We start from the raw sequence: 24,610 nt of genomic DNA on the forward strand, positions 1-24,610 counted from the left end.
GCGCCCCTGAGGGGGCGCCTTTGTCACCCGGGGTGAACAGGCGGCCTGTCTTTAGGGGCGCGGGGAACTGCGCGACCAGCCCACGACAATCCGCACCCGCCCGCACACCTCCGCCACCCACTCCATGGCGCGTCCACGTACCGTCCTCGACGACACAATGGTGATCATGAGTTCGCCCTTGACCTTCCAGCCCGTCCTGCAGCGCATCGCCGACGAGATCGAGAACACCCCCGGACGTGGTCGGCCCGCCGACTACATCCCGGCGCTCGCGGCATGCGACCCGCACCGGTTCGGCATGGCCGTCGCGGAGCTGGACGGCACGGTGTACGGCGTCGGCGACTGGCGGCAGCCGTTCTCGACGCAGTCCATCACCAAGGTCTTCACCCTCGCCCTCGACCTGGCAAACGAGGGCGACGAACTGTGGGAACACGTCGGCCGCGAACCCTCCGGCAACCCATTCAACTCGCTCGTGCAGCTGGAGTACGAGAACGGCATCCCGCGCAACCCGTTCATCAACGCGGGCGCCCTCGTCGTGACCGACCGGCTCCACACCCACACAGGCGACGCGGCGGGCACCCTCGTCGACTTCCTGCGCGCGGAGAGCGGCAACGAGCGGCTCGCCATCAACAAAGACGTCGCCGTCTCCGAGTCCACCCGAGGCGACCGCAACGCCGCGCTGGGCCACTTCATGGCGTCGTACGGGAACATCGACAACCCGGTCCCGGTCCTCCTCGACCAGTACTTCCACCAGTGCTCCATCGAGGCCTCCTGCGCCGACCTCGCCCTCGCCACCGGCTTCCTCGCCCGCCACGGCATCCGCGCCGACGGCACCCGCCTGCTGACCCAGAGCCAGGCAAAACAGATCAACGCGATCATGCTCACCTGCGGCACGTACGACGCGGCCGGCGACTTCGCCTACCGCGTGGGCCTGCCCGGCAAGAGCGGCGTCGGCGGCGGCATCATCGCCGTCGTCCCCGGCCGCTGCACGCTCTGCGTCTGGAGCCCCGGCCTGGACGAGCGGGGCAACTCGGTGGCGGGGGTCGCGGCCCTGGACCGCTTCACGACCCTCACGGGCGTCTCCGTGTTCTAGGGGCGGTTCCAGGGGCGCCTCGACCGGACCCCGAAGTGACGGATGCCGTCCGGTAAGACGGCAGACATACTGCGGCTGCCGCGGAGAGAGAGGCGCGTCGCTTTCCGGCCACCCCGCGTTGACACGCTGACCGAGTGTTGGCCAAGGGTTTCTCCGTCGATCTGCGTCGCTGTCAGCTGCTCGGGCTCGCGGGCTCGGTCGTCCTCGCGCTGGGAGGTGAGACGGCCGGAGCCCTGCCCGTACGGGAGTTGCCGGCCCTCGCGTCCGGACGGGCGGCGCTCGGGCTGGTCGGCGTGTACTTCGGAGTGGTGCTGCTCATCGCCGCCTGGGCCCTGCTGGGGCGGGTGATCCGAGGGCCCGAGCCGCCGAGTCCGCGAGCACTGCTGGTCGTACTCGCCGTGTGGGCCGCGCCGTTGCTGCTCGCGCCGCCCCTGTTCAGCCGGGACGTCTACAGCTATCTGGCGCAGGGCGCGATGGTCGACGCGCACATCGACGTCTACACGCACGGGCCGGCGATCCTCGGCGGTCCGCTCGCGGACGAGGTGGCGCCGGTGTGGCGGCGGACCGCGACACCGTACGGTCCTGTCTTCCTAGCCGTCGCCTCCGCGCTGTCCGGTCTGACGCGGGGCGAGGTGCCCGCCGGGCTGTTCGGGATGCGGGTCGTCGCGCTGCTCGGCGTGGCACTGATGGCGGCCGCGCTGCCGAGGCTGGCCCGGCACAGCGGCGCCGACCCGGCCGCCGCGCTGTGGCTCGGCGCGCTCAATCCGCTCGTGCTGCTGCACCTCGTCGCCGGAGCGCACAACGACGCCATCATGCTCGGTCTGCTGGGCGCGGGGCTGGTGGCCGCGCTCGGCCGATGGCCCGTGCTGGGTGCTGTCCTCGTGACGTTCGCCGCCCTCGTGAAGGCCCCTGCCGTACTCGGCCTCGCGGCCGTCGTGGCCCTTCAAGTACGAGCGGGGCGGGGGGTGTTGAAGGCCACCGTGACGACCACGGCCGCCGCCCTCGCCACCACCGTCGCGGCAACGGCCGCCGCCGGTACGGGATATGGGTGGATCGGCGCGCTGAAGACGCCCGTGTCCCCGCACAACTGGTCACTGACGAGCGTCCTGGGCCGGGCCACGGGCGACTTGCTGCGGGGCCTGGGCAGCGATCTCGCGCCCTTCGCCCTGCCCGCCTGGCACGCCCTCGGCCTCGCGGCCACGGCCGTCGCCATACTCGCCATATGGCTGCGCCGCCCGCGCCTCAGCCCCGTCTACGCGCTGGGCCTCAGCCTGGCCGCGGTGGCCGTCCTCGGCCCGGCCATCCGCCCCTGGTACGCGCTGTGGGGACTGTTCCTCATCGCCGCGGCCGCGCCCAGCACCTCCGTACGCCACCGGGTCGCCGCCGTGACCGGGATACTCGCCCTCGGCGTACTGCCCAGCGGCGGCCCGCCCGACGCCGAGCAGCTTGCCCTGGCGGTGTCCGGCGGAATGCTCGCGCTGGTCGTGCTCTGGCAGGCCCACCAGACGACGACCGCGCCTGCGCTGGAGAGGACGGCATGAGGCTGCCGCGCACCGACCGCGGGCGGCTGCTGTTCGTGCTCGCCCTCGCCCTCGCCGTGACCGTCTTCACCGCGACCGTGCCGCTGCTGCGGGACTTCTTCGACCTGCGCGTCTACCACGGCGCCGTCGACTCCTGGATCCACCACGGCGGCAGCGTCTACGACTACCGGGTGCCGGGGACGACGTACGGCTTCACGTATCCGCCGTTCGCGGCCGTCAGCATGCTGCCGATGGCGCTGCTCGGGCTGCACGCCGCGATCACCGTGACCCTGCTGCTCAACCTGGCGGCGACGGCGTTCGTCCTGCACGTGGTGGCCGGGCGCAGGCTGCGCGAGTGCGGCTGGTTCGGCATCGCGGTGACCGTCTGCATGCTCGCCCTCTTCGAACCGGTCCGCGACACCTTCAGTTTCGGCCAGGTCAATCTCCTGCTGCTGGCTCTCGTGCTCGGCGACGCCTGGCTGCTGTCGACCGGCCGTGAGCGCTGGGCGGGTGTCGGGATCGGCCTGGCCGCCGCGATCAAACTCACCCCCGCGATCTTCATCGTCCTGCTGCTGCTCGCCAGACGCCCGCGCGCCGCCGGAACCGCGACGGCCGTCGCCGCGGCCGGCACCGCCCTCGCGGCCTGGGCCGCGCCGGACGCCTCCCGCTTCTACTGGACCGAGGCCGTCTGGGACACGACCCGTATCGGCCGCCTCGACTACGTCTCCAATCAGTCGCTGCAAGGGGTACTGGCCCGGCTCGCCGACCCCGCCGAACCGAGCCGCGCCGCCTGGGCGTTGGCGGCGCTGGTCGTCCTCGGTGTGTGGGCGTGGCGCGTGCGCCGGGCTCTCGCCACGGACGACGTCCTCGGCGCCTTCGCCCTCACCGGGCTCGCCGCCTGTCTGATCAGCCCGATCACCTGGGTGCACCATCTCGTCTGGCTGCTGCCGTCGTTCGCGATCCTGGTCGAGGCGGGGCTCCGGCGCAGGCGGCTGCTGTGGCTCGCGGGAGTCCTGTACGTACTGCTGTGCAGCAGTGTGGTGTGGCTGTGGTTCGACGACGCGTCGGGCATCGACGGCTTCGTCGGCGGCAGCGCGTATGTGTGGATCACCCTCGGCCTGCTGCTCGGGCTGCCCGTCGGTCAGCCGCGCGCGAACCGCCCGCCGTGGAGACGGAGCGCCAGTGACACGACGCCCGCGCCCAGGCCGGCGGCGCCGGCGAGCGTGCCCGCCTCCGCCAGCCAGTCGCCGGAGCCGTCGCCGTCCGTCGCGGCCGCGGGCAGCGCCACCGGGCCCGCCTGCTCCACAGGGCGCGGCGGCAGGAGCGATCCCACCGGTTCGACACGCCCGGCGGCCTCGAAACCCCAGTCGAGCAGCGAGCGCGCCTCCTCGTACACGGCGAAGCCGCCTCCCTCCTGAGGGTTCATCACGGTGACGACGAGGGTGCGCCCGCCCCGGTGCGCGGCGGCGACGAGGGTGTGGCCTGCCCGAGAGGTGTAACCGTTCTTGATGCCGACGAGCCCCCGATAGGACTCGACCCCGTCGGCCCCGGTCAGCAGCCGGTTGGTGTTGTGGATGTCGTACGACCATCTGTCGGCCGGGAACCTCGCGTGGACGGTGGCGGCGTACCGCGCGAAGTCCTCGTTGCGCAGCCCGGCCCGCCCGAAGACCGCCAGGTCGTACGCGGACGACACCTGGCCGGGCGTGTCGTAGCCGTCGGGTGAGACGACCCGCGTGTCGCGGGCGCCCAGGGTCTGGGCCTTGGCCTGCATCTGGGCGGCCGTGTTGCGCCAGCCGCCGTTCATCGCGGCCAGCACGCGCACGGCGTCGTTGCCGGAGTTCAGGAAGACACCCCGCCACAGGTCCGACGCGCGGTAGGTACGCCCGGCGGCGACGCCGACGAGGCTGCTGCCGGGGCCGACGCCCGCCAGTTCCTCCTCAGTGACCGTGTGCCGGACCGCCGCGGGCAGGACCGGCAGCACGGTCACCGCGAAGAGGGTCTTCAGTGTGCTGGCGGGCGGCAGCTTGAGGTGCGCGTTGCGTGCCGCCAGCACCTCGCCGGTACCGGCGTCGGCGACCAGCCATGACCGGGCGGAGACGTCCCGCGGCACCTTGGGCGCCCCGGCCCGCGGTCGTACCTGCGTCCCGGGCCGATACAGCGTCGAGGGCCGCGGGGCCGCCGGGTCCGGCTTGGGCCCGGCGTGCGCGGTGCCTGCGTCGGCGCGGGAACGGACGTCGCTCGCGTCCGCTCCGCCGAGGGCCGTCGCCGGCCCCGGCGCAAGGGCCAGCGCTCCGACGACACAGACGGCTGAGCAGGAGACGGCCACGCGGGAAGAGAATCCGATAGTCATACCGCAAACGTAGGAACGCGCAGGTCGCGAGCGGGGGTGCCCGGGCCGGGAGGAGGCATCGAACACCCGGATGCCGCAGCGGCCTCTTGGCCGGCCCGAGACCCAGGCCCGCTCTCGGCCCGTCCGCGGGCGCGGCGCGCCAAGGCCTACTGCCCGCCGGGCACCGTCGAATGGACCTGGCGCAGGAACGTTGCGTTGTTCGGGGTCTGGCGCAGTTTGTCCAGCAGGGTTTCCAGGCCGGCCTGGGCGTCGCCGCGGGAGTGCAGGGCGCGGCGCAGGCCTCGTACGGCCGTCAACTCGCTTGCAGGGATGAGGAGTTCCTCGCGACGGGTGCCGGACGGGGTGATGTCGACGGCCGGGTAGGTACGCCGGGACGCGAGCGTGCGGTCAAGGCGGAGCTCCATGTTGCCGGTGCTCTTGAGTTCCTCGAAGTAGTAGTCGTCGGCGCGGGAGCCGGTCTCCACCAGGGCCGTGGCGAGGATGGTGAGCGAACCGCCTTCCTCGGCGAGTCGCGCGGCGCCGAAGAACCGCTTGGGCCCCTGGAGCGCGGCGGCGTCGACGCCGCCGCTGAGGGTGCGGCCACCGGCGGCGGCCACGTTGTTGTGGGCCCGGCACAGCCGGGTGAGCGAGTCGAGGAGGATCACGACGTCCTGGCCCGCTTCGACGCGCCGCTTGGCGCGCTCCACGGCAAGCTCGGCAAGCGCGATGTGCTGCTTCGGAGCCTGATCGAAGGTGGACGCGAGCACCTCTCCGCGTACGGAACGGCGCATGTCGGTCACCTCCTCGGGCCGTTCGTCGAGGAGCACCACCATCAGATGGCACTCGGGGTGGTTGCCGGCGATGGCGGCGGCCAGCTGCTGGAGCAGTACCGTCTTGCCGGTCTTGGGCGGGGCGACGATCAGGCCGCGCTGGCCCTTGCCGATCGGCGCGACGAGATCGATGACGCGGGTGGTCAGACCGCCCGCCGGGTGTTCGAGCCGCAGCCGCTCACGCGGGTGCAGCGGGGTCAGGTCACGGAAGTGCGGGCGGCCGCGCAGCTCTTGGGCCGGGCGGCCGTTGATCCGCTCGACCTCGGTGAGGGCGCGCTGCCGGCCGCGTACGCCTTCGACGAGATCGCCCTTGCGCAGGCCGTACCGGCGGATGAGCGCGGGGGAGACCTGAAGGTCGGCGGGTCCGGGAAGCAGGCTCGCGGCGCGCAGGTGGCCCTGCCCGTTCGAGGCGATGTCGAGTACACCGGTCGCGGCCTGCTCCTGTGTGAGGGGGCCGGCCGGGCGTTCGAGTGTGGTGGTCATGGTGGGTGTGTCCTTTCGCGGACGGGTTCATGGGGTCATGGGGGATGAGGGAGAGGCCGAAGAAGGGGCGGCATGGTCGTCACGCCCCGGCACGGCGGAGACATCACCTCTCGCGCGCTGCGTACGGCGGACGGGAACGCCCGGGGCCGCACGAGTCGTACGTGTCGTACGAGGAGAGGTGGTGCGGAGAAGCTGCTACGCCGGTCAGAACAGAGAGATGACCGGGTGGATCAGCTGGATGAGAGGGATTCGGCACCGGCGCCCAGGAAGAGGGCGTACACAAGTGCTGATGGAACTGTAGCACTCCTCCCTCCGGCGGGGGCCCTGTTCCCTTCCGCGATGGCCGAATCCCGTGGCGTTGACATGAAAGAGGCCGCACGTCACGGTGGTCGGCATGGTCGATGCCGGGATCGTCGAACGCGTAAGGGAACTACGGCCCCTGATCAGGCAGAACGCGTTGCGCGCCGAGCGTGGACGGCGCGTGCCGGACGAGGTCGTCGCCGCGCTGACCGGCACCGGCATCCACCGGATGAACGTCCCGCGGCGCTACGGCGGTTACCAGACTCCGCTGCGCACCCAGGTCGACGCCTTCGCCGAGATCGCCGCCGAGTGCGGTTCGACGGCGTGGATGACGCTGAGTCAGGCGGGAGTCTCGTACATCGCGGCGCTCTTCCCCGACGAGGCGCAGGACGACTTCTTCACCGGCCCGGGCGGCCCGGACGCCAGGATCGGCGGCACGCTGGTCCCCGGCGCCACGGCGGTGCCGTACGACGGCGGCTATCGGGTGAACGGCGCCTCGGCCTTCGCGACCGGCTGCCACCACGCGGACTGGCATCTGCTGACGGCCGCGGTCACTCCCGCGGACGGGCGGCCCGCGAACGGTCCGCCGGAGATGCTGTGGGCCGCGGTGCCGATGTCCGAGCTGGAGATCCTGGACGACTGGCATGTCACGGGTCTCGCCGGTACTGGCAGCAACACCGTCGTGGCCCGGGACATTCCCGTCCCGGCGCACCGCGTGCTGCCGGTCGGGCCGATGCTCGCCGGCCGGTTCCCGTCGAAGGCCAACGCGGACGACCCGTTCTACCGCATGCCGGTGCTGCTGCTGTTCTGCGCCTGGGCGGCACCGGTGGCGCTGGGCCTGGCGCGGGCGGCGATGGCGGAGTTCGGCGAGCGCATCCACCGGCGTGGCATCACGTACACCTTCTACGAGCGGCAGAACGAGGCCACCGTCACCCATTTACAGGCGGCCGAGGCCGAGATGAGGATCTCCAGCGCCGAGCTGGTGGCCGCCCGGCTGACCTCCGAGATCGAGACGAAGGCCCGCGACGGCGCCCCCTACACCCCGCGGGAGCGGGCCAGGATCCGCGCCGAGAGCGGCTATCTGACCCGCCTGTGCAAGGAGGCCGTCGATCTGCTCGCCTCCGCCGCCGGGGCCTCCTCCCTCCAGCAGGAGGTGCCCATGCAGCGCATCGCCCGCGACATCCACGCCCTGTGCCTGCACTCCTTCGTCAACCCGGCCACCAACCTGGAGATCTACGGCCGCGTGCTGTCGGGAGTCGACCCGGGTACCCCGTTCCTGTGACCGCCGGGAATCCGCGGGACACCACGCCCGGCACGCCGTACCGCATGGCCTCCACCGGCGGCTGCCCGCACGCCGACAACGCGCGGCTGCTCGCGCGGGGTGCCGTCGTGCAGGTGGTGCTGCCCGGTGAGGTGGAGGGCATGGCGGTGCTGGGGCACGAGGCGTTGAAGGAGTTCCTCGCGCATCCCGATGTCGCCAAGGGAGCCCGGCACTTCACGGACCTGCGCGAGGGGCGGATCGCCGAGGGCTGGCCGCTGATGACCTTCGCCACCGTGCAGGGCATGACCACCGCCGACGGTGACGACCACCGTCGGCTGCGGTCGCTGGTGAGCAAGGCGTTCACCGCCCGGCGGATTGAGGAACTGCGGCCCAGGATCGAGGAGTTGACGGCGGGGCTGCTCGACGACCTGGGCCGCGCGGCCGCTGAGGGCGAGGGCGTCGCCGATCTGCGGCGGCACTTCGCGCTGCCGCTGCCGATGGCGGTCATCGGCGAACTCCTCGGCGTCGACGCGGAGTTCCGGGACCAGCTGCACCATCTGTCCAACCGGGTGGTGGCCACGGACATCGGCCCGGAGAAGGCCGTCGCCGCCAACCGGGAGCTGGTGGCCCTGCTGAGCGCGATCGCCGCCGCCCGGGCCGCGCAGCCGGGCGACGACCTCACGAGCGCGCTGATCGCCGCCCGTGACGAGGGCGGCGACCGGCTCAGCCAGCAGGAGCTGATCGGCACACTGGTGCTGATGATCATCGCCGGGCACGAGACCACGCTGAACCTCATCGTCAACGCGGTCCGCGCGCTGTGCGGTCACCGGAACCAGCTGGCCCTCGTGCGGACGGGCAGGGCGGGCTGGCCGGACGTGGTCGAGGAGACGCTTCGCTGGGATGCCCCCGTCAGCTACTTTCCCCTCCGCTACCCGGTACGCGACCTGACGCTCGACGGCACCGTGATTCCCAAGGGCACGCCGGTGCTGGCCGGCTACTCGGCGGCGGGACGGGACAGGGCCGCGCACGGGCCGGACGCCGACCGGTTCGACGTCACCCGGCCCGGGCGGCCCGGCTCCGTACGGCATCTGTCGTTCGGGCACGGCGCCCACTACTGCCTCGGAGCGCCGCTCGCCCGGCTGGAGGCCGCCATCGCTCTGGAGCGGCTGTTCACCCGTTTCCCGGACCTCGATCTCGCGGTGCCCGAGGCACAGCTGCCCCGGTACCGCAGCTTCGTGGGCAACAGCGTGCGGGCCCTTCCCGTACGCGTCTGACCCCAGGCGAGTCCCGGCCCGGGAAAGAGATCAGTATGGAAGTGTCGATCCGGCGCGGGCCCGTTCGTCGGTGGGGTGCACGGACCTCATGAGCACCGGGAGGAAACATGAAATACATGCTGCTGGTCTGCGGTGACGACACCGCGGACGCCTCCGGCATGGCACCCGTCGAACCCTGGGTCGAGGAGCAGGGCGCCCAGCGCGGCGTACGCCTGCACGGCCACCGGCTGCGCCTCCCCGCCGAGGCGGTCACCGTACGGGTGCGCGGCGGCGAAGTGCTGCGCACCGACGGGCCGTTCGCGGAGACCAAGGAGTACGTCGCGGGATACGACATCATCGAGTGTGACACCATGGAGGAGGCCATCGAGGTGGCCGCCAAGCATCCCGTGGCGACCATCGGAGCCATGGAGGTGCGCGCCTTCTGGGACCGCGAGGAGGCCGAGGAAGCCGAGACGCAGATCCGCCGCCTCGAAGAGGAACTCACCGCCGCCACGCGCGAGCGGGACGTCGACCGGATGGCGGCCCTGTACGCGCCGGACGCCGAGGTCTTCCACCCCATGAGCGGTCTGGAGCAGCGCGGCACCGACGCCTTCCAGAAGGCCCAGGAGTGGTGGTTCTCGACCGTGACCGGGCCCGTGGACCGCGAGGTCCTCGAATACCGGCTGCAGGTGGACGAGAGCGTCGCGTTCAGCCACGCCCTCGTGCGGATGCGCGCCACACTCACCACCGGCGAACCGCTGGACAGCACGGTCCGGGTGACCACCGGCTACCGCGCCGCGGGCGACCGGTGGCGGATCGTCCACCAGCACATGTCGGTCCCGTTCGACGCCGGAATCGCCGGAACCGAGGAGGCCCGGTCATGAAGTACGTGATGTTCATCTGCACCCCCGTCGGTGGCCAAGAACTCAGCCCCGAGGAGATCGCCGACGACCCCCGCTTCACCTCGTACATCGACGAGGTGCGCGGCAGCGGCGTGGTGAAGGGCGGCGCGCGGCTGCGGCCCGCCACCGACGCCACCACCGTGCGCGTCCAGGGCGACGAAGTACTGCTCAGCGACGGGCCGTTCGTGGAGTCCAAGGAGTACGTCGCGGGCTTCGACATCATCGAGGTCGCCGATCTCGACGAGGCCATCTCGCTTGCCTCGCGACACCCCGCGGCGCTGGGCGGCGGCTCGGTGGAGGTGCGGCCGGTCTGGGAGTGAACGACAGCGAAGGGGCGGGTGACGTCGAGAGGGCCGTCGCCGCCGCCTTCCGCGAGGAATGGGGCCAGGTCGTCGCCACCCTGATCCGGGTGACCGGCGACTGGGACCTCGCCGAGGAATGCGCGCAGGACGCCTTCGCCCAGGCCCTCGACCGGTGGCGGCGCGACGGAGTGCCACGCCGCCCCGGCGCCTGGCTGACCACGACCGCGCGCAACCGCGCCCTGGACGTGCTGCGCCGGGAGGCCGTGGGGGCGGCGAAACTGCGGGAGGTGGCGGTGCTGGCGCGGAACGAGGGACCGTACGACCCGAACGATCCGGACTTCGAGGGCGGCAGCGGAGTGGCGGACGACCGGCTGAGGCTGATCTTCACCTGCTGCCATCCCGCGCTGCCCATCGAGGCCCGCGTCGCCCTGACACTGCGTACCCTCGCGGGGCTCACCACGCCCGAGATCGCCCGGGCCTTCCTCGTCCCCGAGGCGACGATGGCGCAACGCCTCGTGCGGGCCAAGAGGAAGATCCGCAACGCCGGCATCCCCTACCGGGTGCCGCCCGCGCACCTGCTGCCCGAGCGGACGACCGGGGTGCTGGGCGTGGTGTATCTCCTCTTCAACGAGGGGTACGCCGCCTCGTCCGGCGCCGACCTGGTGCGTACGAACCTCTGCGAGGAGGCCATCCGGCTCGCCCGCGTGCTGGCCCGGCTCATGCCCGACGAGCCCGAGGTGCTCGGCCTGCTCGCGCTTGTGCTGCTGCACGACGCCCGGCGGAACACGCGCGTGGACGCCGCGGGGGAGCTGGTCACGCTGGAGGACCAGGACCGTACGCGGTGGGACCGGGCCGAGGTCGACGAGGGTGCCGCGCTGCTGGAGACCGCGCTGCGCCGGGGGCGGCCGGGGCCCTACCAGATCCAGGCCGCCATCGCGGCCTGCCACACCACCGCGGCCACGCCCGACGACACGGACTGGGCCGATATCGCCGCCCTGTACGGGGAGTTGGCGCGCTTCGTGCCGTCGGCCGTGGTGCGGCTGAACCGCGCGGTCGCCGTCGGCATGGCCGAGAGCCCCGAGGCGGGACTGGCCCTGGTGGCGGAGCTGGAGGAGGCGGGCGATCTGGCGGGCTACCACCTGCTGCCCGCCACCCGTGCGGACCTTCTGCGGCGCATGGGGCGTACGGGGGAGGCGGCCGAGGCATACGGGCAGGCGCTGGAGCTGGTGGAGAACGAGGCCGAACGGAAGTTTCTGGAGAAGCGTCTCGCGGAGTGTCGATCGGAGTGAGGCGGTTCGTCGGTGGGGTGAAAGCACCCATACGACACGGGAGGTTCCCATGACCGCCATCGTTCCCACGCGCCGTACGAGGAAGATTCTCGCTGTTCCGCGGCTCGCTGTGCTGCGCCTGCGCCTGCGGCGTCGGCCACGGCACGCGCCCGAGGTTCCGTTCGACCAGAGCCCGGGCGGGCCGGACGTGTGGCTCGCGGGCATCCGGCTGGGGGGCTGAGCCATGGCTGCCACCACGCCCGGTGCGATGCCCGCCACGACCCCCGATCCGCGCCGCTGGCGCGCCCTCGCGCTGCTCTGCGTGGCCGGGTTCATGGTGATCCTCGACTCGCAGATCGTCGTCCTCGCGCTGCCGTCCATCGCCGACGGACTGGGTTTCACCGCGGGCGGCGCCCAGTGGGTGATGAGCGCCTACCTGCTCAGCTTCGGCGGGCTGCTGCTCCTCGGCGGCCGGATCGCCGATCTGCTGGGCCGCCGCCGCGTCTTCATGACCGGCACCCTGCTGTTCGGACTGTCGTCGCTGCTGTGCGGGTTCGCCTGGACGGCGGGCGTGCTGGTCGCGGCGCGCGCGGTCCAGGGCGTGTCGGCCGCCGTCATGGCACCCACCGCTCTTTCCATCCTGCTGAACACCTTCGAGGAAGGCTCCGAGCGCAACAAGGCCCTCGCGCTCTGGTCCGGCAGCGGCGGCTTCGGCGCCACGGCGGCGCTGCTGATCGGCGGCCCGCTCACCGACGTCCTCGGCTGGGAGTGGGTGTTCTTCCTGAACGTGCCGGTGGCGCTGGTGCTGATCGCCCTGAGCCCGGTGCTGCTGCGCGAGAGCCGCACCGAGGCACGCACCCGCTCGTACGATCCGGCCGGCGCCCTGACCATCACCGCCGCGCTCCTCGCCTGCGTGTACGCCGTCGTCGAGGCACCGCGTGCCGGATGGCTGTCGGCGCAGACGGTCGGCCTGCTGGCCGCTGCCGCCGCGCTGGCTCTGCTGTTCGTGCGTATCGAGGCACGGTCGAAGGCACCCCTGGTTCCGCCGCGGCTGCTGCGCGCGCGTTCGGTGAGCGGCGGGAACGTGGTGGTGTTCCTGCTCGGCAGCTGTGCCTTCGGGATGTCGTACACCGTCTCCCAGTACGGGCAGGGCGTGCTCGGCTACTCGCCGCTGCGCTTCGGCCTCTACAACGTCGTGATGCCCGCGACGGCCGTCATCGGCTCGTACATCGGCCAGGCACTGGTCACCCGCGTCGGCCCGCGCCGGGTCGCGGTCGGCGGCCTCACGCTGGTCGGCGTGGGCAGTCTGCTGCTGGCCGGCGTGCCGGTGGACGGCGGGTTCGTCCCCGATCTGTTCCCCGGGCTGCTGGTCTTCGGGCCGGGGCTCGGAGCCTGTGCGGTGGCGGGCTCCATCGCCGCGCTGACCGGGGTGGGGGAGCGGGAGTCCGGGGTGGCCTCCGGGATCAACACCGCGGCCTTCCAGATCGGGGGTGCCTTCGGAGTCGCCGTCGTCTCGTCGGTCGCGGTGTCGTACACAAGTGGCGCGGACCGGCTCGCGGCGCTGACGCAGGGGTATCAGGCCGCGTTCGTCGCGTGCGTCATCCTCGCGGTGGCCGGGATGGCCGTCGCGGTGGTCCTGCTGGGCCGGTTGCGACGGCCGACGGGGCACGGTCCGGGCGGGCCGCGCGAGACCGTCGCCACGCGGGCCGCCCCCTCGCGCCCGGCGAGCTCGTGAACGCCTATCCGTCTACTTCGAAGATCCCGTAACCGAACCCCTGAGCCGTGACCGTGCCGCCGTCGATCTCGACGCCGGACGCCTCCAGGGCTCGGCCGGGGCGGATGCCGCCGAGAGGGTGACTTGCCTGCCCCTGCTGGGGGTTGACGACCACGAGATACCGCCCGCCGCGTACGTACACGAACGGGTACCCGGCGTGCAGGACCTCCACCGAGCCGCCCGGGCCGAGTTCCGGCGTCGTCGTACGGAGAGCGATGAGGCGGCGTACGAGATGGAGGAGGGACCTCTCGTCGGCGCGCTGGGCGGCGACGGTGGGCCGGTCGGGGGCCGGGTCGACCGGGAGATAGGGGTGGTCGGACGTCGAGAAACCGGCGTTGGGGGTGTCGTCCCACTGCATGGGGGTGCGGGAGCCCGCGCGGTTGTAGCGGGGGCCGAGCACGCTGCCCTCGGTGTCGGGGAGGTCCGGGACGTAGCGCATGCCGATCTCGTCGCCGTAGTAGATGGCGGGGAGGGTGGGCCAGGTGAGCTGGAAGGCGAAGGCGGCCGGGAGCTGCTCGGCCGTGCGGGGACCGCAGTTGAGGCGGGAGAAGTCGTGGTTGGCGGTGGGCAGGGAGACGAAGCCGCTGTCGCCCAGCGCGGCCGAGGCCTGCTGCCAGGCCTCCAGGAATGGGCGCGGTGAGCCCCTGCCGCTCGGGTCGAAGAAGCAGTCCAGCGGATCCCAGTCGAGATCGACGGTCCCCGTGCCGTTGCTCCACAGCGAGCGCAGGGCGAGACCGTCGGTGGGGCCGCCGAACTGGAGGAAGAAGTCGGTGTGGAACCCCGCCGGGACGGAGACCTCGGGCTCGCCCCACTCCGAGAGCAGTACCGCGTCGGGATGCGTACGGTCCAGCCAGTGGCGCAGTTCCGTCCAGAGCTTGCTCGTCTCGGCCTTGCCCGGGTCGTCCTTGACGAGCGACGAGGCCATGTCGACGCGGAAGCCCGCGAGGCCGAGGCGCAGCCAGTGGTCCATGATCGTGCGAAGGGCCTCGCGGTTGGCGCGCGGCCCCTCCGCGTCCACGGGCTGCCGCCACGGTTCGGCCGGATTCTCGTGCGCGTAGCCGAAGTTGAGGGCGGGCTGGAAGTCGAAGAAGTTCGGCAGATACGCGCCGGGACGGCTTCCCGGCGAGGCCACGAAGCCGTCCGGGCGGCCCGCTGGGCCCTCCGGCGCCCAGATGTAGCGGTGGTCGCCCGGATTGTTCGCCGACTCCTTGAACCACGGGTGCTCGTCGGAGGTGTGACCGGCGACCAGGTCGAGCAGCACGCGGATGCCGCTGCGGCCCGCGTGGTCGACGAGCTTCGCCAGGTCGTCGTTGGAGCCGTAGCGCGGCGCCACGGCCAGATAGTCGGCGACGTCGTACCCGGCGTCCCCGAACGGCGAGGCGAAACACGGGTTGAGCCAGACCGCGTTCACCCCGAGCCAGGCCAGATGGTCGAGGTGTTCGGCGATGCCGTCGAAGTCACCGATCCCGTCGCCGTTCGAGTCCGCGAACGACTGCGGGTAGATCTGGTAGAACACGGCGTCGGCCAGCCAGGCGGGTGCGGGACGGAAGGAGGTCATAGGGCAGGTACAGCCTTTCCCTGAGCGAAACGTCGGGCACGTGACGGCACCGCCGGCATCGGACCGCGGGACCGGCGTCGGCACTGTCGAGGGTGACAGTGCGGGGGAAGGTCCGGGAAGGCCGCGCCATGGCCAGAGCCTGGGGAGTGACACCTCGGCCGAGAACCTTGGCCAAGGGTTCCTGGTGGGTGCGGGAAGGCGGGCTTCTCCACCCTGCACGCCCTAAGCTGATCAGCGATGTTCACTCCGCAAGGACCCACGTTCCGCGAGCTCGCCGTGCAGGCGTTGTCGTCCGTCGAGCATGGCTACGATCTGCTCGCGCCGAAGTTCGACCACACGCCGTTCCGTACGCCGGACTCGGTTCTCCGGGCCGTGGCGCGGGCGCTGCGGAGGATCGGGCCGTTCGAGAGCGGGCTCGACCTGTGCTGCGGCACCGGTGCGGGCATGGACGTGCTGCGGACGGTGTGCCGGGAGCGGGTCACCGGGGTCGACATCAGCGCGGGCATGCTCGCCGTGGCCCGGGAACGGGCGGTGCGGCCCGGCGGACCACCGGCCGCGTGGGTGCGCGGCGACGCGCGGGCCCTGCCGTTCGGGCCGGCCTTCGACCTGGTGGTGAGCTTCGGGGCGTTCGGGCACTTCCTGCCCCGGGAACTGCCCGGCCTGTTCGCACAGGTCCACTCGGTGCTGCGCCCCGGCGGACGGTTCGTCTTCCCGATCGCGGCCCCCGCGCGCCCCGGCTCACGAGGCTACTGGGCCCTGCTCGGCTTCGACACGGCGATGCGCGTACGGAACGCGGTGTGGCGTCCCCCGTTCGTCATGTACTACCGGGCGTTCCGCCTGGGCGATGTACGACGGGAACTGGCCCGCGCCGGTTTCACCGTGGAGCACTACGCCCTCCCCGAGTTCGGACGCCGGGACGACGGCAGCCCGCGCTGCCGGATGGTGGTGGCCACCAGGCCGGGGCACCCGGGATAGCTACTCCAGCCCGGAGATCCGGAACACCGTCCAGGCCGTCTCCCGGTCGAGCCGCTCCGACAGCCGCCGCAGCTCCGCCGTACCGCAGACGAGCGAGCCGCCTGCCGCGGAGACACGGGCACCCTCGTCCAGGAGCCGCCACAGCGGTGGGTTGGCGACCAGGATCCGGGGGTCGAACTCGACGCGTCCGCCGAGGTCGTCGCGCAGGACGAGGCGTTGGGCCACACCGTCCGAGCGGCGCACCGCCACGAGACGGTCCGTGCGTACGGACCGCTGCCCGAGCAGTCCCCGGCACACGAGCACGCCCTCGCACGCGGACACACGCGTGGGCAGCAGCACGGCGAACAGGAGGCAGGCCAGCGCCGTCCACAGCAGCGCCCGGAGCGCCGTGAGGCGCCCCGACTCCGCGTCGAACAGCAACAACAGCCCCACAAACAGCACGGCACAGCCCACGGCCGAGCGCGCCTCACCCGCCCACGCGCCGTCGTGCACCCAGGGCCCGTCGTCGTACGGCGGCAGGTCGGGGAAACGGCCTGACGCGGGTTCCTCGATTCGTCGAGACATGCGCGTGACGCTAGGCACGCGCGTCACGCGGTGGGAGCGGCTTGATGCATCGCTGACTCGGCGACCGACGAAAATGACGCGTGTCATACGGTGGCCGTCCGGAATGCGACCCTCCGCCACCGAAGGGGGCCGGGGCGAGCGAGGCTCAGTGCCGGCTGAGGTGATCGTCCTCTCGCGCGGCGGTGCCGGCGGGCTCGCCCCGGCGCACCGCGCCCGGCGCGCGGGCGGCAGGGTGGTCGGCGCGGGCCGAGGACGTCAGCTGCCACGGCACGCTGGTGACCATCACACCGGGCGTGAACAGCAGACGGCTCTTCAGCCAGAGGGCGGACTGGTTGTGCAGCAGGTTCTCCCACCAGTGCCCGACGACGTACTCGGGGATGAAGACCGCCACGACATCGCGCGGGCTCTCCCGGCGCAGCGAGCGCACATACTCGACGACCGGGCGGGTCACCTCGCGATAGGGCGAGTCGATGACCTTGAGGGGCACCTCGATGCCGTACTCCTCCCAGCGCTCCCGCAGCGCGGCCGCCTCGTCGCGGTCCACCGACACCGTCAGCGCCTCGAGTCGGTCCGGCCGGAAAGCACGCGCGTACGCCAGTGCCCGCAGCGTCGGCTTGTGAATGGTGGAGACCAGGACGATGCCCAACACCCTTGACGGCGGGACGAGTTCATCGCGCGGGTCGGTCACGGCCAGCTCCGCGGCGGTGGCGTCGTAGTGCCGGCGGATGCCGCGCATCATCAGCCACAGGACGATCGCGGCGAGCACCGCCAGCCATGCGCCCTGGGTGAACTTCGTGGCGAGCACGATCACCAGGACCAGGCCGGTGACCATCGCGCCCAGCGCGTTGATCACACGCGCGGTCTGATGGCGGCGGCGCCGCGCGGGGTCGGTCGTGGCGCGCAGCTCGCGGTTCCAGTGCCGGACCATGCCCGTCTGGGAGAGCGTGAAGGAGGTGAACACGCCCAGGATGTAGAGGTGGATGAGGTCTGTGACGTTCGCCTTGAAGCCCCACAGCAGCAGACCGGCGACGACGGCGAGGGCCAGGATGCCGTTGGAGAAGGCGAGCCGGTCCCCGCGGTTGTGCAACTGGCGGGGCAGATAGCGGTGTTGGGCCAGGATCGAGGAGAGCAGCGGGAAGCCGTTGAAGGCGGTGTTGGCGGCGAGGATCAGCACCAGTGCGGTGGCCGCCTGGATGAAGTAGAAGCCGACGCTGTTCTCACCGCCGAACACGGCGGCCGCGATCTGCGCGATGACCGTGCGCTGGGTGTGGCTCTCGCAGCTGCCGTCGAGGCCGGTGAGGCGGCAGGCGTCCTCGGTGATCCGCACCTTGGAGATCAGCGCGAGCGTCGTGACCCCGACGAACATGACGATCGCGATGGCGCCCATCGCCACCATCGTGCTCGCCGCGTTCTGCGACTTGGGCTTGCGGAACGCGGGTACGCCGTTGGAGATCGCCTCCACACCGGTGAGCGCCGTACAGCCCGACGAGAAGGCCCGCAGCACCAGCATCATCAGCGCGAGCCCGGTGAGATTCGCGTCCCCGTGCTCCGGTGTCACACCGTACTTCGCGCTCTCGGCGACCGGCGCGTCGCCGAGCAGATAGCGGATCAGACCGGTGAGAACCATGATCAGTAAGCCGCCGATGAAGAGGTATGTCGGCGCCGCGAAGGCCTTCCCCGACTCTCGTGTGCCGCGCAGGTTCATGGCGGTCAGAAGGGCGACGAAACACAGTGCCAACAGGACGCGGTGCTCGGCCAGTTGGGGGATCGCAGAGATGATGTTGTCGACGCCAGAGGCGACCGACACGGCCACCGTCATGACGTAGTCGACGAGCAGCGACGCGGCCACCACGAGACCGGCCGAGGGGCCGAGATTCGTCGAGACCACCTCGTACGAGCCGCCGCCGCTCGGGTAGGCGTGCACCACCTGACGGTACGAGAGCACCACCACTGTCATAAGTGCCACGACCGACGCCGCGATCCACGGCGTGAAGTGCAGATACGCCAGCCCGCCGAGGGTGAGCACGAGCAGGATCTCCTGCGTCGCGTACGCCACCGACGACAGCGGGTCGGAGGCGAAGATCGGCAGGGCGAGCCGCTTGGGCAGCAGCGTCTCGTGCAGCTCTTCGCTGCGCTTGGCCCGGCCGATCACCAGGCGTTTCAGCAGACCAGTCACATTGAACACGGCGCGAGCGTAAGCGCCGAAACAGCCCGTATCCCGAGAGCGCTGCCCGCCTGGGCGTTAAGAGAGCGTCAGGATTTCGCTAAATCCCTACAAATGGCGTAAAAGTCCGGTCTGGAATCGCCTCTTTGTGATCACTCCGCCGGTCGCCGCCAAGAACGCGTGAACAAACAGCCAACTCGCGCGAAGAACACCCAAGGGCCGCTCGGCGGCCGCCCGGAACGGACAGAGCCTGGGTGCGCCCCGGATGGACCGGGGCGCACTTGAAGAAGCACGAACCCATGTCGTTGGTCCTCACGGTCCAGGCGGCGGCCGACCGGTCGCAGAACCACCCCGACCTGCCGGCAACCGCCGTTCCATAGGAGCCGGGCCGGACAGCGGGTACTGATCAGAATCCCGAGGCCGGACTGCTCGGCCGCCGCGTCACGCGTCGTCCGGCCCGTCCGACCGTTCAGGCAGCGGCGGCCGTTCCCGTCAGGATCCGTACGTCCAGATCGGTGACCGACGCGGTGGCGATCAGGTCGGTGAACCGTGCGTGAACCCGCTCGACCGCGGCGGGAGCCAGGCCGTCGAGCAGCGCGCGTGTGCCGCTGCCCACCGCCAGGTCCCAGGCCGACTCGACGGTGAGCGGAACGTCCAGCTCTCGGCGCACGACATGAGGATCCGTGAGTCCGAGCCCCTTCATCCAGGAGGCGAGGCTCTCGGCGGTCTCGATCCTGGCGAGCTGGGCCGACTGCGAGGAGCCCGGCCACGCGCGTTCGGTCTCGACCGCGCTCTTCAATGCCTGTCCCCAGCCGCCCAGCGCCCCCTTCTCCCACACCGTCACCGCGAGGCGTCCGCCAGGTCGCAGCAGGCGGGCGAGTGCAGCGGTGTCCCGGTCCATGTCGGGAAAAAAGAACACCCCGAGCGCGCACTGCACCACGTCGTAGCCGCTGTCGTTCCCGTCGTCGGGAAGGCTCCACTTCGTCACGTCGTGGCGGTGGAAGCGGATGTTCTCCAGGCCCTCCTCCCGCGCACGGCGTTCGCCGATGTCCAGCAGCGAGCGGGAGAGGTCGACCGCGTCGACCGTTCCGCCCCCGCCGGCGGCCCGTGCGGCGGGCAGCGCCGACGCCCCGGCCCCGCAGCAGGCATCCAGTACGCGCTCGCCGGGCTCCGGAGCGGCCGCGGCCGCCGTGGCGTCCCCGACCCGGTCCCAGAGCAACGGGGACCAGCGGTGGAACTCCTCTGCCCCGGCGCTGAAGACGTCTCCGATGGTGGTGTGCTGCTGCGCGGTCATACGAACCGGCCCCTCCCCAGAGGTGTCGACGGCAGTCGACGCTTTGCAGTAATTGGAAACGGTTTTCGTTGCTGGGGACTCTAGGTCGCGGGCTGCCGATGGCGCAGCAGATCGGCGGAACGCGGGGAGACGGGGTATGGGGGCGGCGGCTCAGTCTTCGGCGACGTTCGAAGGCGCCGACAGGCGGCCGGTCGCGAGGTAAGCGTCGATCTCGGCGGCCAGATAGGGGCACCGGTCGGTGGGGTGATCGCTGGGGCAGTCCAGCAGGTGGGTGAGGTAGCCGCGGGCCGCCGTCAGGCGGGCGATCTGGTCCTCGCATTCGGCGACCCGTGAGTGGACCGCCGTACGCCAGTCCTGGTCCGCGCTGCTGCCGGCCAGCAGCGCGGCGATCTCCGGCAGGCTCATCATCGCCGCCCTCTGCAGGAGTTGGATGAGCGCGATGCGTCGCAGGTCGGCGTCGCCGTACACGCGGCGCCCCGAGGTGCGTGCGGGCGTGAGCAGTCCGCAGTGCTCCCACCAGCGGAGGGTGGACACGGCCACGCCGAACCGCGCCGCCACGTCGCCGATGCCGTAGGCGGACGGCGAGAGCGGGGACGCGGGTGATGGTTCGGTCCCGGTTGACATCAAGCCGACTTTAGGTCGCACCGTGGGCGCCTCGCAATGAAAACCGTTGTCGAAGGATGCCTCCATGTCTTCACGTCCCGGTTGGCAGCTCCCCGTCGGGCTCATGCTCGGTGCGTTCATCGCCCTGCTCGATGTCTCGATCGTCACCGTCGCCCTGCCCGACATCGGATCCGATCTGCGCGCCGGTACGTCCGGTATGCAGTGGGTGGTCGACGCCTACGTCCTGCTCCTCTCCGCCCTGTTGCTGTCCTGCGGAGTGATCAGCGACCGCCACGGCCGTAAGCGCACCTATCTGACCGGCGTCGCCGTCTTCACGCTGGCTTCGCTCGCCTGCGCGTCCGCGCCCTCCATCGGAGTGCTCGTCGCCGCTCGTGCCGTACAGGGCGCCGCGGCCGCGTTGGTCTTCACGGGCACCCTCTCCAATCTTGTGCAGGCCTATCCGGACCATCGCGAACGAGCCCGGATCATCGGTCTGAACGGCACCGTCGGCGGTTCGGCGATCGTCATCGGCCCGCTGGTCGGCGGAGCCCTGGTCGACACGGTCGGCTGGCGCGGCATCTTCCTGATCAACCTGCCGGTCGGCCTGCTGACCCTCTGGCTCGGCGCGCGGTCGCTCCCCGAGAGCTCCGACCCCGAGCACGCCCACTTCGACCTCGCCGGGCAGATCCTCGCCCTGGTCCTGCTCGGCACGCTCACCTACGGCCTGATCGAGAGTCGTGCGTACGGCTGGACGTCGGGCCACACGATCCTGCCGCTCGCCACGGCCCTGGTCGCCCTCGTCCTCTTCGTGTGGTGGGAACGCCGCACGGTACGGCCGATGCTGCCGGTACGGCTCTTCCGGGACCCGCGGTTCACCGTGCCCAACGTCGCCTCGTTGGTTCTCGGCTTCGGCACCAGCGCCGTGTTCTTCCTGCTCTCGCTCTACCTCCAGCAGGTCCAGGGCCACTCCGCGATGCAGACGGGCCTGCGTTTCCTGCCGCTGACGCTGTCCATCTGCGCCGTCGCGCCGTTCGCGAGCACACTGTGCGGGCGGTTCGGGCCGGTCCACGTCATGGCGGTCGGCTATCTCGTCTCCGGCCTCGGTCTCGCCGGACTCGTCCTCCTCGACGCCGACACGGGGCTGGGCCCGCTGACGGCTGTCTCCGTGGTACTCGGCGCGGGGATGGGGGCGGCCATCGGTCCCACGCAACTGGCCGGCATGGCCGCGCTTCCGATGGAGCGCTCCGGTCTGGCCGCCGCGAGCATCAGTACGACCCGCCAGGTGGGCACGGCCCTGGGTGTCGCTGTGCTGGGGCTCATCGTCGGCACGTATGCCGGAACCCACGTGGGTACGGCGGAGTTCGCGAACGGCTTCGCCCGTGGACTGCACGTCTCCGGGATCGCCACGGCCGGAGCGACGCTGGCGGCGGCCGCGATGCTCGCCGCTCTGGCGCGCGCCACGGGAAAGCGGTCGGATGCCCGCCGTACGACACCCGAGACTCCGCCGATGACCTCACACGACGAAGCGAGGACCTGACAGGCGCGAAGGCTGGTCTGCGCGATCAGCTGTCGATGAGCCTGACGACCGGATCCCCGGATCCCCGGATCCCCGGATCCCGGTGTCCCCGTGTCCGGCGATGAGTTTCCGGTGTGCGGGGAGTCCTATGGGCGTAGGGAGCGTATGCGCATCGAAGGGATCGAAGGGACGGTCACATGGCTTTCACGCATGTTCTCGCAGTCGCGCCCGTGGGCGACATCGAGTCCGCGGTTGCCTGGTACGAGCAGCTCCTGGGACGTCCCGCAGACGCGAGGCCGATGGCGGGGCTTGCCGACTGGCACATCTCGACGACCGGCTGGGTGCAGGTCTTCGAGTCGCCCGAGCATGCCGGAGGGGCTCTGGTCAATCTCGTCGTCGACGACCTGGACAAGGTGCTGGCGGAACTCGCCGACCGCGGCATCACGGCGGGGCCGGTCCAGCCGGGCGGCCGGAGGGTGCGGTTCGCGGCTGTCCACGACCCCGACGGCAATCGGGTCACGCTGATCGAGAATCCGGTGTCATAGGGCAGCCGTCCGGCCCAAAGCCCTGTCCGGCCCGCGCGGTTCACCTGTCCTTCGTGTACCCCCATCAGCTACGACGGGCCGTTGTCAGTGGCCCGCGCTAGTCTGCGCAGATCTGATCGTTTGGCTCGATCTGGGAGGTTTTCCATGGCTTCGCGCCTCAACCCGTACATCAGCTTCGACGGCGACGCCCGTCAGGCATTGGAGTTCTACAAGGAGGTCTTCGGCGGCACGCTGGCGCTCAATACCTTCGGGGACTTCGGTTCGCCGGACGCCCCCGAAGCGGACAAGATCATGCACGGCATGCTGGAGACTCCGAACGGCTTCACCCTGATGGGCGCCGACACCCCGCCGGGCATGGAGTACTCACAGGGCAGCAACTTCGCGGTGAGCCTCAGCGGTGACGACGACGCCGAGCTGCGCGGCTACTGGGAGAAGCTGTCCGGCGCCGGCACTGTGTCCGTCCCGCTCGAGAAGCAGATGTGGGGCGACGTGTTCGGCATGTGTACGGACCGGTTCGGCGTCCCCTGGATGGTCAACGTCACCCAGGCGCAGGGCTGAGCAGGTCCGGTCGAGGGCGATCCGGCCCGGTCGAGGGTCATCCGGTCGCACGTCCCGGGTCCCGCCGGCTCGACGGTCGGCGGGACCTTCGGCGTCGTGCTCCTCGATCGCGCATGCCCAAGGCCCGGTGGCAGGGTGACCGGACACTTCCTAGCGTGAAGCCAACAACCGCTCCCACCGAGGGCAGATCATGATCAACGGCGCTCACGTCATCATCTACAGCCGCGACGCTGAGGCGGACCGGGCCTTCTTCCGGGACGTGCTCCAGTACCCGAACGTCGACGCGGGCGACGGATGGCTGATCTTCAAGCTGCCGCCCGCGGAGCTCGCCCTGCATCCGTCGGCGGGCCCGGACTCCCACGAGTTGTTCCTGATGTGCGACGACGTGGCGGAGACGGTGACCGAACTGGCGGACAAAGGCGTGGAGTTCACTAAACCGGTCAGTGATGAGGGCTGGGGGCTCATCACCGCGCTGCGGTTGCCGGGCGGCAGCGAACTCGGGTTGTACGAACCCCGCCATGAGCGGGCGCACGCCCGGTGACCGACGGCCCCTTCGCGGTCGACCTGCGGCGACTGTCGCCACCACCCTGCGGGCTGTCTCCCGGCAGCGTTTCGGCATGGGCACCTTCTACTCCGAACAGAGCCCACCGGACGCCTACGACCTTGTCGTCCACCTCCCTCATGTCACCCCGGCCGACCCCGACGACGACGCCCTCGCCGCCGCGCCCCGCGACGTAAAGGAGCCGTTCTCCCGGTGGAAACGGCAGTGATCCCCGCGCCAACCGTCGACGACGGGCCGGCTCCCTCGAACGTTCCAGGGAGCACAATTGAAGGGGGTCGGTGTCGGTACTCATGAGGGGTGTCGACGGTGGCGAGGACACAGCGGACGAGGGTGCGCTGGTGGCGGTGGCGGCGCAATGCGCTCAGGCGGCGCAGTGACGTCGTCGAAGCCTGGGTCGTGCTGGCCGCCTGGACCGTCGCCGTGGTGGGCGGCCTGCTGGCGGGACTGGTGACGCAGGACGTGATGCAGCAAAGCCTGGACCGGCAGCGGCTGGTGCGGCATGCCGTCACCGCCGTGCTCGCCGAGGACGCCGTGGCCACGTCATCCGCGATCACGGTGGACGACCAACGGGTGTGGGTCACGGCGCGCTGGACCGCGTCGGACGGCTCGCCGCGTTCGGGACAGACCAGAGTCCCGCTCGGTTCCCAGGCCGGGTCTCAGGTGACGGTGTGGACCGATGAACACGACGCCCTGGCGTCGAAGCCCGTGTCGCACACGGAGGCGGTCCTGCAGTCCGCCCTCGCGGGCGCCCTGGCCGTGACGGTCACCGGCGGGGTTGTCTGGGGAGCCGCCCAGACCGTACGCGTACGCCTCGACCGGCGCCGCATGGACCAGTGGGCCGACGAGTGGGAGCGCATCGACACCTGGTGGGGCCGCAAAACCGGCTGACCGGCGGGAACGGGTCCGCCACCGTGGCGGCGGCCGAGGTCTTGAGGACCAGGCCCATCGATCCTCGGCGT

The 24,610-nt window shown here is 71.3% G+C and carries 23 protein-coding genes and 1 pseudogene; 17 read left to right on the forward strand and 7 right to left on the reverse strand.

What is annotated here, in order from left to right:
* Positions 1 to 157: 157 nt before the first annotated feature.
* The 3 genes from GAS53_RS35725 to GAS53_RS35735 all read left to right on the forward strand — a co-directional run bounded on the left by GAS53_RS35725 (position 158) and on the right by GAS53_RS35735 (position 4,028).
* Positions 158 to 1,090, forward strand: a complete 933-nt coding sequence (locus GAS53_RS35725; RefSeq protein ID WP_192583434.1) for a glutaminase — start codon at positions 158 to 160, stop codon at positions 1,088 to 1,090.
* 134 nt (positions 1,091 to 1,224) lie between these two features.
* Positions 1,225 to 2,631, forward strand: coding sequence for a polyprenol phosphomannose-dependent alpha 1,6 mannosyltransferase MptB (gene mptB / locus GAS53_RS35730; RefSeq protein ID WP_192583430.1), 1,407 nt, complete (start codon positions 1,225 to 1,227; stop codon positions 2,629 to 2,631).
* A complete protein-coding gene (locus GAS53_RS35735; protein ID WP_151481928.1) occupies positions 2,628 to 4,028 on the forward strand; it encodes a glycosyltransferase 87 family protein in 1,401 nt (466 codons plus the stop codon). The genes mptB and GAS53_RS35735 overlap by 4 nt, the downstream gene beginning before the upstream one ends.
* 11 nt (positions 4,029 to 4,039) lie before the next feature.
* On the opposite strand, the pseudogene GAS53_RS56835 reads toward GAS53_RS35735, so the two are convergent.
* Positions 4,040 to 4,960: pseudogene (locus GAS53_RS56835) on the reverse strand (D-alanyl-D-alanine carboxypeptidase family protein); the annotation flags it as partial.
* 146 nt (positions 4,961 to 5,106) lie between these two features.
* Entirely contained in the window at positions 5,107 to 6,252 is a 1,146-nt protein-coding gene (gene rho, locus GAS53_RS35745; RefSeq protein ID WP_151481930.1) for a transcription termination factor Rho, read from the reverse strand.
* Between the two features lie 394 nt (positions 6,253 to 6,646).
* Here rho and GAS53_RS35750 point away from each other — a divergent pair, with 394 nt between their 5' ends.
* The 7 genes from GAS53_RS35750 (at position 6,647) to GAS53_RS35775 (ending at position 13,273) form a co-directional block, all read left to right on the forward strand.
* Positions 6,647 to 7,834 carry a flavin-dependent monooxygenase gene (locus tag GAS53_RS35750; protein ID WP_151481931.1) on the forward strand — a complete coding sequence of 396 codons (1,188 nt, stop codon included), beginning with the start codon at positions 6,647 to 6,649 and terminating at the stop codon, positions 7,832 to 7,834.
* Positions 7,835 to 7,878: 44 nt separating this feature from the next.
* Complete coding sequence (locus tag GAS53_RS35755) at positions 7,879 to 9,087, forward strand: cytochrome P450 family protein (protein ID WP_151481996.1); 1,209 nt, start codon at positions 7,879 to 7,881, stop codon at positions 9,085 to 9,087.
* 107 nt (positions 9,088 to 9,194) lie between these two features.
* Positions 9,195 to 9,950, forward strand: a complete 756-nt coding sequence (locus tag GAS53_RS35760) for an SgcJ/EcaC family oxidoreductase (protein WP_151481932.1) — start codon at positions 9,195 to 9,197, stop codon at positions 9,948 to 9,950.
* A complete protein-coding gene (locus tag GAS53_RS35765; protein WP_151481933.1) occupies positions 9,947 to 10,288 on the forward strand; it encodes a YciI family protein in 342 nt (113 codons plus the stop codon). Before GAS53_RS35760 ends, GAS53_RS35765 begins: the two co-directional genes overlap by 4 nt.
* A complete protein-coding gene (locus GAS53_RS35770) occupies positions 10,285 to 11,559 on the forward strand; it encodes an RNA polymerase sigma factor (protein WP_151481934.1) in 1,275 nt (424 codons plus the stop codon). Before GAS53_RS35765 ends, GAS53_RS35770 begins: the two co-directional genes overlap by 4 nt.
* 49 nt (positions 11,560 to 11,608) lie before the next feature.
* On the forward strand, positions 11,609 to 11,779 hold the full coding sequence (locus GAS53_RS55485) for a hypothetical protein (RefSeq protein WP_192583431.1): 171 nt from the start codon (positions 11,609 to 11,611) through the stop codon (positions 11,777 to 11,779).
* 3 nt (positions 11,780 to 11,782) lie between these two features.
* On the forward strand, positions 11,783 to 13,273 hold the full coding sequence (locus GAS53_RS35775) for an MFS transporter (protein ID WP_225859291.1): 1,491 nt from the start codon (positions 11,783 to 11,785) through the stop codon (positions 13,271 to 13,273).
* Between the two features lie 4 nt (positions 13,274 to 13,277).
* Here GAS53_RS35775 and GAS53_RS35780 read toward each other — a convergent pair whose 3' ends face one another.
* Positions 13,278 to 14,870, reverse strand: coding sequence for an alpha-amylase family glycosyl hydrolase (locus GAS53_RS35780; protein WP_151481935.1), 1,593 nt, complete (start codon positions 14,868 to 14,870; stop codon positions 13,278 to 13,280).
* A 237-nt stretch (positions 14,871 to 15,107) separates the two neighbouring features.
* Between GAS53_RS35780 and GAS53_RS35785 the strand changes: the two genes are divergently transcribed.
* Positions 15,108 to 15,845, forward strand: a complete 738-nt coding sequence (locus tag GAS53_RS35785) for a class I SAM-dependent DNA methyltransferase (protein ID WP_151481936.1) — start codon at positions 15,108 to 15,110, stop codon at positions 15,843 to 15,845.
* Here GAS53_RS35785 and GAS53_RS35790 read toward each other — a convergent pair whose 3' ends face one another.
* From GAS53_RS35790 to GAS53_RS35805, 4 genes are all read right to left on the reverse strand, one after another.
* Positions 15,846 to 16,409 carry a hypothetical protein gene (locus GAS53_RS35790; protein WP_225859292.1) on the reverse strand — a complete coding sequence of 188 codons (564 nt, stop codon included), beginning with the start codon at positions 16,407 to 16,409 and terminating at the stop codon, positions 15,846 to 15,848.
* 145 nt (positions 16,410 to 16,554) lie between these two features.
* Entirely contained in the window at positions 16,555 to 18,594 is a 2,040-nt protein-coding gene (locus GAS53_RS35795) for an amino acid permease (protein ID WP_151481937.1), read from the reverse strand.
* 448 nt (positions 18,595 to 19,042) lie between these two features.
* Positions 19,043 to 19,867: a class I SAM-dependent methyltransferase gene (locus GAS53_RS35800; protein ID WP_151481938.1), complete on the reverse strand. Its 825-nt coding sequence runs from the start codon at positions 19,865 to 19,867 to the stop codon at positions 19,043 to 19,045.
* A gap of 150 nt (positions 19,868 to 20,017) precedes the next feature.
* On the reverse strand, positions 20,018 to 20,491 hold the full coding sequence (locus tag GAS53_RS35805; RefSeq protein ID WP_151481939.1) for a MerR family transcriptional regulator: 474 nt from the start codon (positions 20,489 to 20,491) through the stop codon (positions 20,018 to 20,020).
* A 64-nt stretch (positions 20,492 to 20,555) separates the two neighbouring features.
* Between GAS53_RS35805 and GAS53_RS35810 the strand changes: the two genes are divergently transcribed.
* The 6 genes from GAS53_RS35810 to GAS53_RS35830 all read left to right on the forward strand — a co-directional run bounded on the left by GAS53_RS35810 (position 20,556) and on the right by GAS53_RS35830 (position 24,539).
* Positions 20,556 to 22,007, forward strand: a complete 1,452-nt coding sequence (locus GAS53_RS35810; protein ID WP_151481940.1) for an MFS transporter — start codon at positions 20,556 to 20,558, stop codon at positions 22,005 to 22,007.
* A 176-nt stretch (positions 22,008 to 22,183) separates the two neighbouring features.
* Positions 22,184 to 22,531: a VOC family protein gene (locus GAS53_RS35815; protein WP_151481941.1), complete on the forward strand. Its 348-nt coding sequence runs from the start codon at positions 22,184 to 22,186 to the stop codon at positions 22,529 to 22,531.
* 144 nt (positions 22,532 to 22,675) lie between these two features.
* Positions 22,676 to 23,089, forward strand: a complete 414-nt coding sequence (locus GAS53_RS35820) for a VOC family protein (RefSeq protein ID WP_151481942.1) — start codon at positions 22,676 to 22,678, stop codon at positions 23,087 to 23,089.
* Between the two features lie 190 nt (positions 23,090 to 23,279).
* Positions 23,280 to 23,630, forward strand: coding sequence for a VOC family protein (locus GAS53_RS35825; protein ID WP_151481943.1), 351 nt, complete (start codon positions 23,280 to 23,282; stop codon positions 23,628 to 23,630).
* A gap of 76 nt (positions 23,631 to 23,706) precedes the next feature.
* The gene (locus GAS53_RS55490; protein ID WP_192583432.1) at positions 23,707 to 23,859 is read left to right on the forward strand and encodes a hypothetical protein; all 153 of its coding nucleotides are present in this window, start codon (positions 23,707 to 23,709) and stop codon (positions 23,857 to 23,859) included.
* A 98-nt stretch (positions 23,860 to 23,957) separates the two neighbouring features.
* Positions 23,958 to 24,539, forward strand: a complete 582-nt coding sequence (locus GAS53_RS35830) for an Rv1733c family protein (RefSeq protein WP_225859293.1) — start codon at positions 23,958 to 23,960, stop codon at positions 24,537 to 24,539.
* Positions 24,540 to 24,610 lie beyond the last annotated feature (71 nt).

Source organism: Streptomyces albicerus, assembly GCF_008905045.1.
Lineage (GTDB): Bacteria > Actinomycetota > Actinomycetes > Streptomycetales > Streptomycetaceae > Streptomyces > Streptomyces albicerus.